This is a genomic window from Vreelandella neptunia, assembly GCF_034479615.1.
GTDB classification, from domain to species: Bacteria; Pseudomonadota; Gammaproteobacteria; order Pseudomonadales; family Halomonadaceae; genus Vreelandella; species Vreelandella neptunia.
In genome coordinates this window covers 2,796,238-2,811,817 of the sequence record NZ_CP140255.1, presented here as the reverse complement: position 1 = coordinate 2,811,817, position 15,580 = coordinate 2,796,238, and the positions used below count along the sequence as shown (strand labels likewise).

The window sequence follows — 15,580 nt, the reverse complement described above, 5'->3', positions numbered from 1 at the left end:
GGTGTTTATTTGAGGGAACATAGCGATGAAGACAATACCGTCCCGTGTTATAGCGGTTTTAACACTCGTAGCAGGACTCTGCGGTATTGTCACTGCTAGTGCAGACGAAAGAAGGGTGGATCGTGCATGGGAGGCATATGTTGATCGTTTTATAACCGATGAAGGCAGAGTTATCGATACTGGTAATGGCAATATTAGCCATTCAGAAGGTCAAGGGTGGGGCATGATGCTAGCGCAGCATTATGGCGATCAGCAGACTTTCCATAAGCTTTGGCAGTGGACCCGTCAGCAATTGGGACGGCAGGATGTATCGCTTTTCTCATGGCGATATGACCCCAGCAAAACACCACCCGTGCGTGACAATAATAACGCCTCAGACGGCGATTTGTTCATCGCCTGGGCGCTATATCTGGCCGCTGAGCAGTGGGATAATCGAAACTACGCCAACGCGTCGAGCAGTATCCGGCGTGCTATCGTGGATGAGCTAGTCACCGATATGGCTGGTTATACAGTGCTGCTGCCTGGGATTGAGGGGTTTAAACACAGCGATACGGCTGACCTCAATCTTTCCTATTGGTTTGTTCCCGCTATGCAGGACTTTGCTGAGATGGCACCTGAAGAACCCTGGCAAGCATTGATTGATGATGGAGTCTCTTTGTTAGACGAAACCACTTTTGGCCGCTATAGATTACCCACTGATTGGGTAACGCTGACTGCGGATGGTGTCGTCTCTCCAGCAGAAGAGTGGGAACCGCGTTTTAGCTTTGATGCTGTACGTATTCCGCTCTATTTTGCTTGGGGAGGGCGTGATGAGGGTGCAAGTATTGGTAGTATAACGGCCTTTTGGAATGATCCTGCCTATCAGCCCGCTTCCGCATGGATAAACGTTACTACCGATGAGCGAGCAGAGTACCCCATATCGCGTGGTGTGAGAGCGATCAATGCGTTTGCGAATAACCAAGCCTTACCTGATCCTGTTCCAAAGGAAGAAGATGACTATTATTCCGCCACGTTGCTGTTGTTGACGCATATGGCAGATGATATGCGCTAAAGCGAACGTTTGGTTTTTATGGTACACCGCTGCAGTGCTGCAGCGGATGCCTAAATTAATAGTGATACTTGAAGTATGCAGGCCAATGAAGCTATTGGTAAATGTTATGGGAGTAACGGTTCTAACGCTTCCCATACATTATCGAGAATAATTGGCTGTGCATCGGCGGTAGGGTGAATGCCGTCGCTCTGCATTAGTGCGTCGTTCAGGGCAATATCTTCCAATAAAAAAGGCACTAGGGAAACGTCATACTCCTCCGCCAGCGAATGGAAAACTCCGGTGAAGGCGTCTCGGTACGCTTGGCCATAGTTAGGCGGGATATCGATCCCTAGCAGCAGCACCTGAGCTCCAGCGTCTTGGCTCTGCTCAATCATACTGGCTAGGTTTGCCTGCATTTGATCAGGTGATAAGCCGCGTAGACCATCATTGCCACCTAGTTCGATGAGAACAATATCCGGCTGCCGCTGTCCGATAAGGTCAGTAAACCTTTGTAATCCGCCGGACGTCGTTTCACCACTAATGCTGGCGTTAATGACTTGGGCATCACCTTCCAAGCGTTCTGCCAGTAGGTTCACCCAGCCCTCATCACGCTCTATGCCGTATGCGGCGCTTAAGCTATCACCCATCACCAGCAGGGTGGGGCTCGGGTTTGTGTCTGCGTTGACAGGCTCTGCGTTGATAGACGATGAGGCAAAGGTGACTATCAGCAGCACCAGCCATCCGGTTACCATGCGGTTCAGTCCATGCCATGCCATAGGGATGCCACGCTTCATGTCTTATTCCTCAAGTTCAAGCTCCTCAAATAAAGCTGCCAATGCTGCTACGGATATATCCATTTCGAGCGAGGCACTTCAAAGTGAGCGCCAAGCTTCTACCGACAATCAAGCGGTAGCCGATGTTCCCCAGGGCGCTGTTAGGCAACCCGTGTTGCACGCTGACAAACTGTCTAAAAAAGTCACCAGCGGTGAACGCTCGCTCACCATCTTACACGACCTGTCGCTGAGCGTAGCAGCGGGAGAGAGTGTAGCGATTCTGGGTAAAAGCGGCGCTGGGAAATCAACGCTACTAGGCTTGCTGGCGGGTCTTGATACGCCAAGCGACGGTGAGCTAACGATGTTTGGCCACGCATTAAGCCGTTTGGATGAAGATGGGCGAGCAGCGTTGCGTGCCGGGCGAGTAGGCTTTGTGTTCCAGAACTTTCAACTGCTGCCTACTTTGAGCGCGCTCGAAAACGTCATGTTACCCCTTGAGTTGTCGCCCCGCGCAGGGGAAACGCAAACCGCTGCTCAATGGTTGGAGCGTGTAGGGCTTGGTGAGCGAGTGAATCACTTACCCAAACAGCTTTCTGGTGGCGAACAGCAGCGCGTTGCCGTGGCCCGTGCCTTTGTTACCGACCCCGAGCTGGTATTTGCCGATGAGCCCACCGGCAACCTGGATCCGGATACCGGTGAGCAAGTCATTGATCTTCTCTTCCAGCTCAATCGTGAGGCGGGCACTACGCTTATTCTGGTTACCCACGACCACGCCTTGGCGCGGCGCTGTGATCGCTGCTTGCGATTAGATCATGGCAAGCTAGAAGCCGTACTTGAAAACATCGTGCCAGCCGCCGCTTCGATTGATGAGGGCGCGCAATGAGTGATGTGAATTGGCGTTTGGCGATGCGCAGTCTCAAGCGAGATCTGCGCGCTGCTGATGTTCGTGCGCTATTTATTGCCCTGGTTTTGGCTGTTGCAGCTTCCACCATGATTGCGTTTTTTCTTGATCGGTTAGAGCGCGGTCTGGAGCGCCAGGCAGGGCAGATGTTGGGCGGTGATCTGGTGCTAGAGCAGCGTGATCCTTTTTCAACGGAGCTGAGAGAGCGCTTGGAGAACGCTGGTTTTGTGCTTAGCGACCAAGTGGACTTGGTGTCGATGATTAGCCGCGATGGGCGCTTTCAGCCTGCCAGCTTAAAAGCCGTGGATGAAGCCTACCCACACTACGGTGTCTCCTACGTAGATTTTGGCGATGGTACCGAGCAAATTGCCTCTGGTCCGCCGCCAGGGGAGGCGTGGGCTGACCCTCGCCTCATGGAGCTGGTCGAAATCGAGCTGGGTGACCGAGTACAGGTGGGACAAACCGAGCTGGCCGTAACGGGGATCATCGAGCGTGAAGCGGATCAGTCCGGCGGTTTTAGTAATTTTAACCCGCGTTTGATGCTCAATACGGCGGATGTCGAGGCGACCGGCCTGGTTCAAGAAGGCTCGCGGATTGAGTTTGAAATTCTAGCCGCAGGCCCGCCAGAAGCGCTTGATCAAGTGCAAGGTCTGCTTGCCGAGCTACGTCGCAACGGGGTAGAAGTGCGAGATGTTCGCGTTGACCGTCCCCAGCTTGGTAATGCGTTACAGCGTGCGGAAAGCTACCTGGGGTTAGCAGGGTTAGCGGCGGTATTGCTGGCGGGTGTGGCCGTGGCAATGTCTACCCGGCGCTATGTCGAGCGCCATTTGGATACCGCTGCGCTATTGCGCTGTTTTGGTGCCAGCCAGCGCCAGTTAGTGACAATTTTTACTCTTCAGTTACTCGGCTTGGCACTGGTCGCGGCGGTCATTGGCGCGCTGCTTGGCCTTCTTGGCCAAGCGGTGCTGATTTGGCTGTTAGTGAGTTTTCTACCGATGACACTTCCGCCACCGGGGCTGATGCCACTGGGGTTGGGGGTCTTCACCGCGCTTGCCGTGCTGGTTGGGTTCGCCGGACCAACACTGTTGCGTATCAAGCAAGTCAGCGCACTAAAAGTACTGCGTCGTGAGCTTGATCCACTGCCGCCATCGGCCTGGCTGGTCGTCGGCGTAGCGAGTATCGTGTTTGGTGGATTGCTTTGGCTCTACTCGGGTAGCCTGCCGCTGGCGGTTGGACTATTGATCGGCGGTGCGCTGCTACTTGGCGTGCTGTGGATAATTAGTGCCTTATTACTGAGCGGCTTACTGCGTGTGGTGCAGCGGTTCTCAGGGCGCAGTGAGTGGTCACAGGCGCTGCGTTTAGGTGGGCGCCAATTGGCACGGCGGCGACAAGCGGGCCTGGGCCAGTTGCTGGCTTTCTCGGTGACTTTCTTTGCCATGGCGATGATTGTCTTAGTGCGTGGCGACTTGCTAAGCACCTGGCAGGATCAGCTGCCTGAAAATACGCCCAACTACTTTGCCATCAATATTCAGCCTTCCGAGCGTGACCCCTTCGACGCGGCGGTATCGCCGCGGGTGGAAACCCAAAGCACTCTCTATCCGATGGTGCGAGGGCGGGTGATCGCGATTAATGATCAGCCGCCTAGAGACGCCGTGCCGCCGGATGCCCGTGGCGACAACTCACTGCGCCGCGAGCTCAACCTCACTTGGCAATCTGAAGTGCCAGAAGGCAACCAAGTGGTGGCTGGGGAGTGGTTCACACCAATGCAGCTGGGCATTAACGCCGCTGGTGAGAACCGCGAGGAAAGCCAGGGCTGGATGAACGCCGTGGAGGCAACACCACAGCCGGCGCCGGTACCTATTTCTATGGAGGATGGGCTTGCCGAAAGGCTTGGACTAAGCATTGGTGATGAGATGACTTTCTCGGTGGGTAGCGACGAGATCACTACCCAAATTACCAGCCTGCGCAGCCTGAATTGGGATAGCTTTCAGCCTAATTTCTTCGTTATCTTTCCACCGGGCGTACTGGAGCAGTTTGGCCATAGCTACATTACCGCTTTTCACCTGCCTGAGGCGGAGCAGGGGCTGATTCGTGAGCTAATCACCGACTTCCCGGGCGTCTCGTTGCTTAACGTGGACGCGATTTTAGGCCAGGTGCGGGATGTGCTCGCCCAGGTCACCCGGGCAGTGGAGTTGGTGCTCGCCTTGGTGCTGCTGGCAGGGATTAGCGTGTTGTATGCCGCGCTGACCGCAAGTCGCCCAGTACGTGCCCATGAAAGTGGCTTGCTGCGCGTATTTGGCGCAGGCAGCCGGATGATTTCAAGGGTGCAGGGGGCTGAATACGCGTTGTTGGGCTTTGCCAGTGGTTTGATGGGGGCGGTGCTTGCTGAGCTAACCTCGGCCGTGCTGTATATTTACCTGTTGAACCTCACACCTCGTTTGCACCTGGGGCTCTGGCTTTTACTCCCCGTTGGCGGGGCGCTGTTGATCGGTGTTATTGGTCATGCGCTTTCCCGAGGCTTGCGTCGCCAAGCGCCGGCAGCCAGCCTGGGGCTACTGGGTGAAGCTTAATTCGGTGAGGCTTTGACGACTCATGAATCAGCGGGCCAGCCAAAAGCCGACGACGGTGGCGCTGATGACAGCAACAAAAAAGACCAGATTACGGGCGCGGGTATCACGACGTGGTTTCATAACGGCACCAATGCAGTGTTAAGGACTATGTTAAGTACGATGTTAAGTACAAGGTTGAAGTAAAATATGCCTAGCATGGTAACGTTTGTCGCCTGCGCCGTCATCTTGCTGATCCTGTGACGCGGCCGTTTGTTTAGGATTATTAGCTGTTTATTCAGGACTGTTACTTTATGCCCCAAATCACCCCGGCAGCGCTCTCTGTTGCGCCAAAGCCGCTTTCCCTTGCTCAAGGACGCCTAGGGGCGCTGAGCTGGGGGCGTGCTGACGCCCCAACCTGGTTGGCTTTACACGGCTGGCTGGATAATGCAGCCAGCTTTACTCGGTTAGCCCCGCTGTTGGTCGAGGCGTTGGACATTCGTATTGTGGCGTTGGATTTTCGCGGCCACGGCCATTCGGCACACGCGCCACAGGGCGGTGACTATGCCCTATGGGACTATTGCCATGACGTATTGGATGCCATGGAGTCATTGGGACTTGAGCAAACCAGCTTACTGGCCCATTCCATGGGCGCGGCAGTGGCCTGCTTGCTTGCGGCTTCACTACCTGAACGCGTCGAGCGATTAACGCTGATTGATGGACTTGGAGCCCTCAATACGCCCATTGAAGAGACCGCCAGCCAGCTGCGTAAGGGGCTGACTGCCTACCGACGGCCGCTGTCACGAGCGCCGCGTTATCCCGATATCGAGAGTGCCGTTGCTGCGCGTGTTGCAGGCGGGGTCACGCCGCTGGATAGCATCACGGCAACACCGCTAGTCGAGCGTAACACCCAGCCTACTGCCGATGGTCATGTACAAATGCGCACCGACAGTCGACTACTGAAGCCGTCCCTGGTGCGTTTTACTCCGCAGCAAGTGCTATCGCTACTGGCGGAAATTAACGCTCCGCTGCTATTGATAGAAGGAGAACAGGGGATTTTGGGTGACCGCCAATGGGCCCAAGAGGCGCGTCACGCAGTTAAGGGGTTAACTCGAGAGGTGCTCAAGGGAGGCCACCACTTACACTTGGAGCCCAGGGCAGTGTCGCAAGTCGCCTCGGTTATCGGCGCTCACTGGGGTAACACGGGTACTGGCTAGGCAGGAAACATAGCATGAATGAATTGGCTCATTTGAATAGTGGCAACAAGGTCGCACTGGTGCTAGGCAGCGGTGGCGCTCGTGGCTATGCGCACATTGGCGTGATTGAAGCGCTAGAGGCGCGAGGGTTTGAAATTGTGGCGGTATCAGGGTGTTCAATGGGCGCAGTGATTGGCGGTATTTATGCCGCGGGTAAGCTGCCTGAATACCGTGACTGGGTGTGCCAACTCGACTATCTTGATGTGCTCAAACTGGTGGACGTCACCTGGAGTCCAATGGGCGCGATGCGTGCCAGCAAAGTCATGAGCAAACTGGAAGCGCTGGTCGGCGATATCCTGATTGAAGATCTAGCGATCCCTGTCACTACGGTAGCGACAGACCTAGTACGTCAGCGGGAAGTGTGGTTTCAAAGTGGCCCCTTGCTGCAGGCGATTCGTGCCTCAATGGCCGTACCGGGTGTTATAACCCCGGTTCATCTAGGCGAGCAGGTGCTAGTAGATGGCGGGTTACTAAATCCGCTGCCGATTATGCCCATGGTAGCCGCCCACCAAGCCGACTTTGTGGTAGCGGTTAATGTGACTGCCCATAGCCCTTTGCCGGTGACCTTAGAGGAGTTACTGCCTAAAGAGGAGGAAACAGCCGATAGTCGCACCCAAAGTGAGATCGACCGTGATCAACGTATGGGTAGTTGGATAGGCGATGTTCGTGCCGCAACGCAAAAACTGTGGGCAGGGCTGGGGGCTAATGGCGATGGCGCAAACGGGGAGGGCGATGACGAAGAGCTAGAGGAAACCACTGAAGCGCGTGGTAAGCGCGAGTGGAGCAAGCTCGATATGATTTTGGAGTCATTCGATATTACACAGGCGGCGTTGGCCAAGTATAAGGTGGCGGGTTATCCACCTGATGTACTGATCGAAATACCCAAAACTGTGTGTAGCACTTATGAATTTTACCGGGGCCGAGACTTGATTCGCCTTGGCCGCCATTTGGCAGATGAAGCGCTGGAACGCCGCATGCCTGGTATCGCTTCCGACGCAACCGAGTAGAGGGCTACTGGCCCCGCTTGCGTAGCAATATATAGACTGCTCCGGTACCACCGTCGATATCGATGGCCGAGCAGAACGCCAGCACCCCCGGCCACTCCCGCAGCCAGGTGTTGGTATGGCTTTTGAGCACTGGAAAATCCGAGGTGGTGCCCCACGCTTTGCCGTGCACCACCAGCACACAGCGCAGGCCCTGGCCAGCCGAGTCGCGTAGAAAACTCTCCAGTTCCACCCGGGCCTCCTCCAGCGTATAGCCATGCAAATCAAGCCCCGCCTGCCATGAGGTTTGGCCGCGCTTCAGCTGACTAAACGTACGCCATGGCAAGTCGGGCACGCTGAACTCGAGGTACTCCGAGGGGCGCACGGCTTCCACCCGCCCGTCCGAAGTGCGTCCGCTGGACTGAGGAGCGCTGCTCTCGACCGCCGCGTTACGCCGCGCTTCATGGGCCTGAACGTCGCGCTTGGGTTTGCCAGGGTCGGCCTGATTGGTGGCGATAGGGCGTACCCCCGCCGCCTTCAAGGCGTCGCGGAAGGCACTGATATCGTCATCATTTGGCAGGTGGCGGTGTCGCGTCATGTCAGGCTCGGGTGGCAGAAAAATGGGCTAGCACAGGTGAATCAGTTAAAGAAGCACAGTATAGCGGGCTGAGCGTTGCTGTGAACCGGGCGGCGTGAAAGGTACAATCTTTTATTCGTCATATGGTTCAGGTTCTATTGCCTGCCGCCATGATTATCGTTAACCAGGAGCTGCTGTGACCACGCATTTAAACGTTGAGCATTCTCACTCAACCCTTTCCCTGTCGGAGTCGTTGCTGGTGAGCCAGCTCTTTACGCTACGCGACTATCTGCGCTGGGTCTCCAGCGAGTTTTATCTGGCGGGCCTGCACTACGGCCATGGTACTGACTCTGCCTGGGATGAGGCGGTGGCGCTCTGCTTAGGCGCGCTGCATCTGCCGTGGAATATTGACCCCAGTGTGTTAGAAGCGCGGCTTCTGCCCGTGGAACGCCAGCGGATTATTGCTCTGGCGCGGGAGCGTGTTACCACCCGCCGTCCGCTGCCTTACCTGCTCGGCGAAAGTTTTTTTGCCGGTCACCCGTTTAGCGTTGATGAGCGCGTGCTGATTCCGCGCTCGCCGATTGCCGAGCTGATTGAAGATGGCTTTGCCGCCTGGTTCCCCGAAGAGCCGCCCGCTAGCATGCTGGATCTATGCACCGGTTCCGGTTGTATCGGCATTGCTACAGCGCTCTATTTGCCCACCTGCGAAGTGGTGCTTGCCGATATCAGCCAGGATGCCCTGGCCGTGGCACGACAAAATATTACCCGCCACGATGTGGGCGACCGGGTACGAGCGGTGGAATCGGATGTATTCAGCGGCTTGGAAGGCCGACGTTTTGATCTTATCGTTTCCAACCCGCCCTATGTGGATGCCCGCGACCTGGCTACCATGCCTGCTGAGTTCCGCCATGAGCCCTCCTTGGCTCTGGGGGCGGGCAGCGATGGTTTGGATATTGTCCGACGCATACTGCGTGAAGCGCGGGAACACCTAACCGATGAGGGCTGGCTGATCGTAGAAGTCGGCAACTCTGATCGCCATGTGGAAGCGGCGTTTCCCGACGTGCCTTTCCTATGGCTTGAATTCGAGCGTGGCGGCCAGGGCGTGTTTGCCTTGAGCGCCGCTGAACTCGACGCCCATGCGGCGTCTTTCCAGTGAGGAACTAACCGCCATGTCTGGCAATACGTTTGGCAAACTATTTACCGTCACTACTTTCGGTGAGAGCCACGGTCCTGCGCTCGGCGCGATTGTTGATGGCTGCCCGCCTGGGCTACCGTTAAGCGAAGCAGATTTACAGCACGATCTAGATCGCCGCAGACCGGGCAGTTCGCGGCATACCACCCAACGCAAAGAGCCTGATCAGGTGCGCATCCTGTCTGGGGTGTTTGAAGGCAAGACTACCGGTACCTCTATTGGCCTGTTAATCGAAAATACCGACCAGCGCTCCAACGACTACTCAAAAATCAAAGAGCAGTTTCGGCCCGCCCATGCGGATTACACCTATCACCATAAATATGGTCACCGCGACTACCGTGGCGGCGGGCGCTCCAGCGCCCGTGAAACCGCCATGCGAGTGGCGGCTGGGGCGATTGCCAAGAAGTATTTGGCCGCCCAAGGCGTACAGATCCGCGGCTATATGAGCCAGCTAGGCCCGATCAAAATTGATTTCAAGCAGTGGGAGTCGGTGGGCCAAAATGCCTTTTTCTGCCCTGACCCGGAGCGCGTAGCCGAACTGGAAGCCTACATGGATCAGCTGCGTCGCGACCAGGATTCAGTAGGTGCTGAGATCACCGTGATTGCCGAAGGCGTGCCTGTAGGTCTGGGCGAACCGGTGTTTGACCGCCTGGATGCTGATCTGGCGCATGGTTTGATGAGTATTAATGCGGTAAAAGGTGTGGAGATAGGTGCAGGGTTTGGCTGTGTCGCCCAGCGCGGTAGTGAGCACCGTGACGAGATGACCCCAGAAGGCTTTCTCTCCAATCATGCCGGTGGCGTACTCGGTGGTATCTCCAGCGGCCAGCCCATTGTGGCTCGCTTGGCATTAAAACCGACGTCCAGCATCACCACGCCGGGTCGCTCCATCGATATCCATGGACAGGCCGTCGAAGTGATTACCAAAGGGCGTCACGACCCCTGCGTGGGTATTCGTGCAACGCCCATTGCTGAGGCGATGATGGCGATTACGCTGTTGGATCACTGGCTGCGTCATCGCGGACAAAATGGTGAGGTAAGCGTTGATACGCCGCGTTTAACTCAGCGCTAACGCAATACGGTGAGGTTTGCAGTTCGCTGCTACACTCAAACAAAACAAATGCATGACAACTGGTCGTGACAAACAGTGCAGGAGCCGCCTATGAAGATTAACGTTGAGTTTGATCTTACTCCGGATGAATTTCGCCAATCACTGGGCCTGCCGGATGTCGAAGCCTTCCAGAAAAACCTGCTGGAAAATATCCAACGGCAGATGGAGTCTGGGGTAGAGGGCTATGACCCCATGAGTCTTATGCGGCCCTTTCTCCAGCAGCCGATGATGCAGCAAGGGCTATCGCAGGGCTTGTCTGAAGGACTGTCTCAAGGGCTAGCCAACTTCGGCACTTATCAGCAAATGATGCTGGATATGTTGCGCCAAGCGGGTAGCGCCAGCACTAATTCCACTAGTGCGTCCTCGACTAACGCCAGCGGGGCTGAGCAGGGCGGTAACACCAGCACTAAAAGCAGTGCGGCGAGTTCCAGGGCGAACAGTACTAATAATAGTAGTGCTAATAAAAGTGCCGGTAGTGGTGGCAAGGCTAAGTCAACAGCATCGTCGCGTTCTCGTACCGGTTCAAGCACACGTTCAACATCCAAGCGCAGTGATTCATAAATCAGTAACGCTAGTCTGGCAAAAATAGATGGCGAAAAGTGGATTGAAAGCGTTTGGTAAAGAGGGGATGGTCGCTAACGGCGATATGAGAAAGGCAACGTGGAGACGTTTTTGTAATAGTAGGCTGTTGCAACATGGGGTTTCGCAGCATGAGGTCGTCGCAACGTAGGTTTGTGCAGCGTCACTGAAGTCAGTATTACTGAATACGGCTACTTAAAACAGTGTCGCTGTTGCAATGCAGCATGCCAGGGACTACTCTTTTTGCAGTGCAGCAAATCAAGGTAAGGCAAGACAAGCTACATCACGATGAGTCACTCCAAGGCTCATGCCAAGGAACTAAACAGGAGCAGACACTATGCAAGACAATATGATGGACGCCTTCAACGCCCAAACTAAGCAAATGTTTGAGCCAATGCGTAAAATTAATTCGCTGATGCTCAACAACATGGAAAAAATGACCCAGTATCAGCTGGAAGCTATGAAGCGTTACAGCCAGATGGGTACAGAGCGCATTCGTAGCGCCACTGAAATTCAAGACGCAGAAAGCCTGCGTGATTTCGGCACCAAGCAAGCTGAAATGATGAACGAGCTGTCTCAGCAAATGCAGGAAGACGCGCGCGTCATGAGCGAAATGAGCCTGCAGTTTAAGTCTGAAATGGAAAAAATGTTCAGCGAAGCCGGTCAGCAAATGTCCGAGCAAGCCAAGGCTGCTACCAAAAGCGAGCAACCTGCCAAAGCCTCTAGTCAGTCATCGCGCAAAAGCTGATTAGTGAACTCATCGCGGCGCCCAAGGGCGCCGCGATGCATTTATAAGCTTTAATTTATATATGCTTACGTAGCCAAAGCGGTCGGTGCGCCCGAAGATAGGCGTAGGGAGAATAAGTATGCAGTCAGCGTGGCACAATCCGTTCCAGGCAATATCACAAGGGCTTTCTGACAGCCTGTCTGAAGGGCTTTCTCAAGGACTTTCTCAAGGGCTACCTGAAGGGTTATCCCCAGCGGAAATTGAAACCTGGAATAATCAGCTTAAAGAGATTAGCGAACAGTACCAAGGATTGATGCAGGATCTGCTTTCCCGTATTGCGCCGAGCGAAGCCGCCGACTCAATTTATAGTGATATGCGTGAAAGCTTTGAAGCGGGTGCGCAGTCATTGATGCAAAACCCGACGCTGCTGTGGGAAACCCAGAACCGTCTGCTTCAAGACCAGTGGCTATTATGGCAGCAAGCTCTACGTGGCATGGCTGGCGAACAAATGACGCCGCTGATTACCCCGGCCAAAAGTGACCGTCGTTTCAAAGATGAAGCCTGGACTCAGGATCCGCACTACATGGCCATTATGCAGCAGTACTTACTGTTCTCGCAGATGGTGGAAGAGCTGGTTGAGAGCTTAAGTGGATTGGATGAAACCCAGAAGCGTAACTTGATGTTTTATGCGCGCCAGTTGGTTAACGCGATGGCGCCCACTAACTTTATAACCACCAATCCAGAGGTCATGCGGCGCACTGTTGAAACCCGTGGTCAAAACCTAGTGGATGGTCTGGCCCGCCTACGTGAAGATTTAGGTAACTCTGGTGAAGGCATTAATGTCCGCATGACAGACCGCGCCGCCTTTGGCGTGGGCGAAAACATAGCGGTAACGCCCGGTTCAGTAGTGTATGAAAACGAACTGATTCAGTTGATCCAATACACGCCAACGACGGAAAAGACCTTTAAAACGCCATTGCTAATGGTGCCGCCGTGGATCAATAAGTACTACATTCTCGATCTGCGTGAAGATAATTCCATGGTTAAGTGGCTAGTGGATCAGGGCCATACGGTGTTCCTGATCTCCTGGCGTAATCCTGGCCCGGAGCAGCGCGACATTACCTGGGCCGACTATATGCAGATGGGGCCGATTAGCGCGATAGAAGCTATCGAGCAGGCCTGCGGCGAGAAGTCGGTTAATCTCCTCAGCTACTGTGTCGGCGGCACGTTAACGGCATCTACGGTAGCGTATCTCACCAGTACCCGCCGTGGGCGAAAAGTAAAGTCGGTGACCTATATGGCCACGCTGCAGGATTTCCGTGATCCTGGCGACATCGGTGTATTTCTCAATGAGCGGGTGGTTGAAGGCATTGAGCAAACTCTTGAAGCGAAGGGCTACCTTGATGGACGCTCGATGGCCTACACCTTCAACTTGCTGCGTGAGAATGATCTGTTTTGGTCGTTCTACATTAATAACTACTTGAAGGGTGAGACGCCCGCTGCCTTTGATCTGCTCTACTGGAATACCGATGGTACCAATTTAACCGCAGGTACTCATGCCTGGTATTTACGCCATATGTACTTAGAGAACCGCTTGGTTGAGCCCGGTGGCATTGAGCTGGATGGGGTGAAAATTGATCTGCGTAAGGTCTCGGCGCCCAGCTACTTTGTGTCCACCAAAGAAGACCATATTGCCAAGTGGAACAGTACTTACTACGGGGCCTTACTTCCCAAGGGGCCGGTTACTTTTGTGTTAGGTGGCTCGGGGCATATCGCAGGTATTGTCAATCCGCCCCATAAAAACAAATACGGTTACTGGACTAACGACACACTGCCCGAAAGCCATGAGGAGTGGCTTGCAAGTGCTACGGCTCAGGAAGGTTCCTGGTGGCCCCATTGGCAAGCGTGGATGACCGACAATGGCTATGCCGATAGCGAAAAAATGGTGCCTGTGCGTCAACCTGGGGAGGGTGAACTTAACATCATTGAGCCTGCGCCTGGCCGCTATGTGAAGACGACAATTCCTGAGGTGTTGGGAGAGATTCCATCTTCGTCTTAAGGGGCAGGGAATAGCCTAAGGTTCGCACGCTAAAGTCTTCTGCCGAAATTCTATTGTAGGAGGGCGCTACTTATTAGCGCGCGAGGGGTGCCAAAGGCACCCCTTAGTTTCATCAGGCTGGGAGCTTGAGTGGTCGCGAGCTAAAGCTGCCTCCCACTGGTGCTTCAATCAGGTTGGGAGAAAGCTACCTGCCATCCAAAAGCCCACTGTTGTAACAGTGGGCTTTAGTTTTAGTGTGGTTTTTAATAATAGCCTTTAATTACGAATCAAGTAGTCGAAAGCACCCAGCGATGCCTTGGCGCCTTCGCCCATGGCAATGATGATCTGCTTGTAGGGCACGGTAGTTACATCGCCTGCGGCGAAGACGCCGGGCACGGACGTCATACCGTGAGCATCGACGATGATCTCACCGCGGGGCGTCATTTCAATCGGAGAACCTTTCAACCACTCGGTGTTAGGTACCAGGCCAATCTGAACAAAAATACCTTCCAGCGCGATGGATTTGCTCTCATCAGACGTGCGGTCTTTATAGTTCAAACCGTTAACGCGGCTGCCATCGCCCGTTACTTCAGTGGTTTGTGCGTTGAGAATAATATCGACATTAGGCAGGCTCTTGAGCTTTTTCTGCAGCACTGCATCGGCGCGCATCTCACCCATAAACTCTACGAGCGTTACATGGCCGACAATACCCGCCAGATCAATCGCCGCTTCAACGCCAGAGTTACCGCCGCCGATCACCGCTACCCGTTTACCTTTGAACAGCGGGCCGTCACAGTGAGGGCAGTAGGCCACCCCTTTATTGCGGTACTGCTGTTCGCCGGGCACATTCATTTCGCGCCAGCGGGCGCCCGTCGCCAGTACCAGGGTTTTGCTCTTAAGCGTTGCACCCGACTCAAAGGTGACTTCGTGCAGTCCGCCTTCAGCCTCGGCTGCTTTGAACGCCGTGGCAAGCTGCAGGTTCATGACATCGACTTCGTAATCTTTTACGTGCTCTTCAAGCGCGCTAACCAGCTTAGGCCCTTCGGTATGGGAGACGGAGATAAAGTTTTCAATTCCCATGGTGTCAGCCACCTGACCACCGAAACGCTCAGCGGCAATGCCGGTGTTAATACCTTTACGTGCTGAGTAAATGGCGGCCGCCGCGCCTGCCGGGCCACCACCAATGACGAGCGTATCGAAAGCGGCTTTCTCGTTGAGCTTTTTGGCATCGCGTTCGGCGGCACCAGTGTCAACCTTGGCCAAAATCTGCTCAAGGGTCATGCGGCCTTGGTCGAACGGCTTACCGTTCAAATAGATGCTTGGCACCGACATGATTTCCCGCGACTCAACTTCGTCCTGAAACAGTGCACCGTCGATAGCGACGTGACGAACGTTCGGGTTGAAGATAGCCATGAGGTTAAGCGCTTGAACCACGTCAGGGCAGTTCTGGCACGAGAGCGAGTAGTAAGTTTCGAAAAGCATCTCGCCATCGAGAGCTTTGATCTGGTCGAGTAGCTCAGCAGACGTTTTAGGTGGATGGCCGCCGACTTGCAGCAGTGCCAACACCAGCGAGGTGAACTCGTGGCCCATGGGGATGCCGGCAAACACCACGCCAGTCTCTTCACCCGGGCGGTTAATCGCAAACGATGGCGTGCGGGCGTCCTGACCATCGCTGTGTAGGGTAATCTTATCGCTCAGGCTGCTGATTTCCTCAAGCAGGCCGAGAAGTTCTTGTGACTTGGCACCGTCATCGAGGGAGGCAACGATCTCGAACGGCTGAGTCACTTTTTCCAGATACGCTTTTAACTGGGATTTTAAATTGGCGTCCAGCATGACAGTAGCTTCCTCGCAAGTAACAGACGTATTAAAT

13 protein-coding genes are annotated in these 15,580 nt (G+C 54.7%); 10 read left to right on the top strand and 3 right to left on the bottom strand.

The features are described from left to right. The first annotated feature begins 25 nt into the window (after window positions 1-25). Window positions 26-1,051, top strand: a complete 1,026-nt coding sequence (locus tag SR894_RS13060; RefSeq protein ID WP_133732812.1) for a family 8 glycosyl hydrolase — start codon at window positions 26-28, stop codon at window positions 1,049-1,051. Between the two features lie 104 nt (window positions 1,052-1,155). On the opposite strand, the gene SR894_RS13055 is transcribed toward SR894_RS13060, so the two are convergent. Then, window positions 1,156-1,824, bottom strand: coding sequence for an arylesterase (locus tag SR894_RS13055; RefSeq protein WP_133732811.1), 669 nt, complete (start codon window positions 1,822-1,824; stop codon window positions 1,156-1,158). Between SR894_RS13055 and SR894_RS13050 the strand changes: the two genes are divergently transcribed. The 4 genes from SR894_RS13050 (at window position 1,823) to SR894_RS13035 (ending at window position 7,513) form a co-directional block, all read left to right on the top strand. Continuing rightward, window positions 1,823-2,686 (top strand): ABC transporter ATP-binding protein, encoded by an 864-nt coding sequence (locus tag SR894_RS13050; protein WP_244286579.1) that lies wholly within the window; start codon window positions 1,823-1,825, stop codon window positions 2,684-2,686. The two genes, SR894_RS13055 and SR894_RS13050, sit on opposite strands and share 2 nt — an antisense overlap. Further along, on the top strand, window positions 2,683-5,274 hold the full coding sequence (locus SR894_RS13045; protein ID WP_133732810.1) for an ABC transporter permease: 2,592 nt from the start codon (window positions 2,683-2,685) through the stop codon (window positions 5,272-5,274). Before SR894_RS13050 ends, SR894_RS13045 begins: the two co-directional genes overlap by 4 nt. Window positions 5,275-5,564: 290 nt before the next feature. Then, entirely contained in the window at window positions 5,565-6,467 is a 903-nt protein-coding gene (locus SR894_RS13040; RefSeq protein WP_133732809.1) for an alpha/beta fold hydrolase, read from the top strand. A 14-nt stretch (window positions 6,468-6,481) separates the two neighbouring features. Beyond that, window positions 6,482-7,513: a patatin-like phospholipase family protein gene (locus SR894_RS13035; protein ID WP_133732808.1), complete on the top strand. Its 1,032-nt coding sequence runs from the start codon at window positions 6,482-6,484 to the stop codon at window positions 7,511-7,513. 4 nt (window positions 7,514-7,517) lie between these two features. On the opposite strand, the gene SR894_RS13030 is transcribed toward SR894_RS13035, so the two are convergent. After that, window positions 7,518-8,087, bottom strand: coding sequence for a Smr/MutS family protein (locus SR894_RS13030; protein WP_133732807.1), 570 nt, complete (start codon window positions 8,085-8,087; stop codon window positions 7,518-7,520). A gap of 175 nt (window positions 8,088-8,262) precedes the next feature. Between SR894_RS13030 and prmB the strand changes: the two genes are divergently transcribed. The 5 genes from prmB to phaC all read left to right on the top strand — a co-directional run bounded on the left by prmB (window position 8,263) and on the right by phaC (window position 13,731). Next, complete coding sequence (gene prmB, locus SR894_RS13025) at window positions 8,263-9,222, top strand: 50S ribosomal protein L3 N(5)-glutamine methyltransferase (RefSeq protein ID WP_133732806.1); 960 nt, start codon at window positions 8,263-8,265, stop codon at window positions 9,220-9,222. A gap of 13 nt (window positions 9,223-9,235) precedes the next feature. Next, the gene (aroC, locus tag SR894_RS13020; RefSeq protein WP_133732805.1) at window positions 9,236-10,327 is read left to right on the top strand and encodes a chorismate synthase; all 1,092 of its coding nucleotides are present in this window, start codon (window positions 9,236-9,238) and stop codon (window positions 10,325-10,327) included. Between the two features lie 90 nt (window positions 10,328-10,417). Next, on the top strand, window positions 10,418-10,927 hold the full coding sequence (locus SR894_RS13015) for a hypothetical protein (protein WP_133732804.1): 510 nt from the start codon (window positions 10,418-10,420) through the stop codon (window positions 10,925-10,927). 355 nt (window positions 10,928-11,282) lie between these two features. Next, window positions 11,283-11,693, top strand: a complete 411-nt coding sequence (locus SR894_RS13010; RefSeq protein ID WP_007113285.1) for a phasin family protein — start codon at window positions 11,283-11,285, stop codon at window positions 11,691-11,693. A gap of 118 nt (window positions 11,694-11,811) precedes the next feature. Then, complete coding sequence (gene phaC, locus SR894_RS13005) at window positions 11,812-13,731, top strand: class I poly(R)-hydroxyalkanoic acid synthase (RefSeq protein WP_133732803.1); 1,920 nt, start codon at window positions 11,812-11,814, stop codon at window positions 13,729-13,731. 255 nt (window positions 13,732-13,986) lie between these two features. On the opposite strand, the gene ahpF is transcribed toward phaC, so the two are convergent. Further along, complete coding sequence (gene ahpF, locus SR894_RS13000) at window positions 13,987-15,543, bottom strand: alkyl hydroperoxide reductase subunit F (protein WP_133732802.1); 1,557 nt, start codon at window positions 15,541-15,543, stop codon at window positions 13,987-13,989. Between the last annotated feature and the right edge of the window lie 37 nt (window positions 15,544-15,580).

Excerpts from the sequence above, each read along its gene's own strand:
- SR894_RS13060 (WP_133732812.1), top strand. The coding sequence starts at position 26 with ATGAAGACAATACCGTCCCGTGTTATAGCGGTTTTAACACTCGTAGCA.
- SR894_RS13050 (WP_244286579.1), top strand. The coding sequence starts at position 1,823 with ATGTCTTATTCCTCAAGTTCAAGCTCCTCAAATAAAGCTGCCAATGCT.
- SR894_RS13055 (WP_133732811.1), bottom strand. The coding sequence starts at position 1,824 with ATGAAGCGTGGCATCCCTATGGCATGGCATGGACTGAACCGCATGGTA.
- SR894_RS13045 (WP_133732810.1), top strand. The coding sequence starts at position 2,683 with ATGAGTGATGTGAATTGGCGTTTGGCGATGCGCAGTCTCAAGCGAGAT.
- SR894_RS13040 (WP_133732809.1), top strand. The coding sequence starts at position 5,565 with ATGCCCCAAATCACCCCGGCAGCGCTCTCTGTTGCGCCAAAGCCGCTT.
- SR894_RS13035 (WP_133732808.1), top strand. The coding sequence starts at position 6,482 with ATGAATGAATTGGCTCATTTGAATAGTGGCAACAAGGTCGCACTGGTG.
- SR894_RS13030 (WP_133732807.1), bottom strand. The coding sequence starts at position 8,087 with ATGACGCGACACCGCCACCTGCCAAATGATGACGATATCAGTGCCTTC.
- aroC (WP_133732805.1), top strand. The coding sequence starts at position 9,236 with ATGTCTGGCAATACGTTTGGCAAACTATTTACCGTCACTACTTTCGGT.
- SR894_RS13015 (WP_133732804.1), top strand. The coding sequence starts at position 10,418 with ATGAAGATTAACGTTGAGTTTGATCTTACTCCGGATGAATTTCGCCAA.
- SR894_RS13010 (WP_007113285.1), top strand. The coding sequence starts at position 11,283 with ATGCAAGACAATATGATGGACGCCTTCAACGCCCAAACTAAGCAAATG.
- phaC (WP_133732803.1), top strand. The coding sequence starts at position 11,812 with ATGCAGTCAGCGTGGCACAATCCGTTCCAGGCAATATCACAAGGGCTT.
- ahpF (WP_133732802.1), bottom strand. The coding sequence starts at position 15,543 with ATGCTGGACGCCAATTTAAAATCCCAGTTAAAAGCGTATCTGGAAAAA.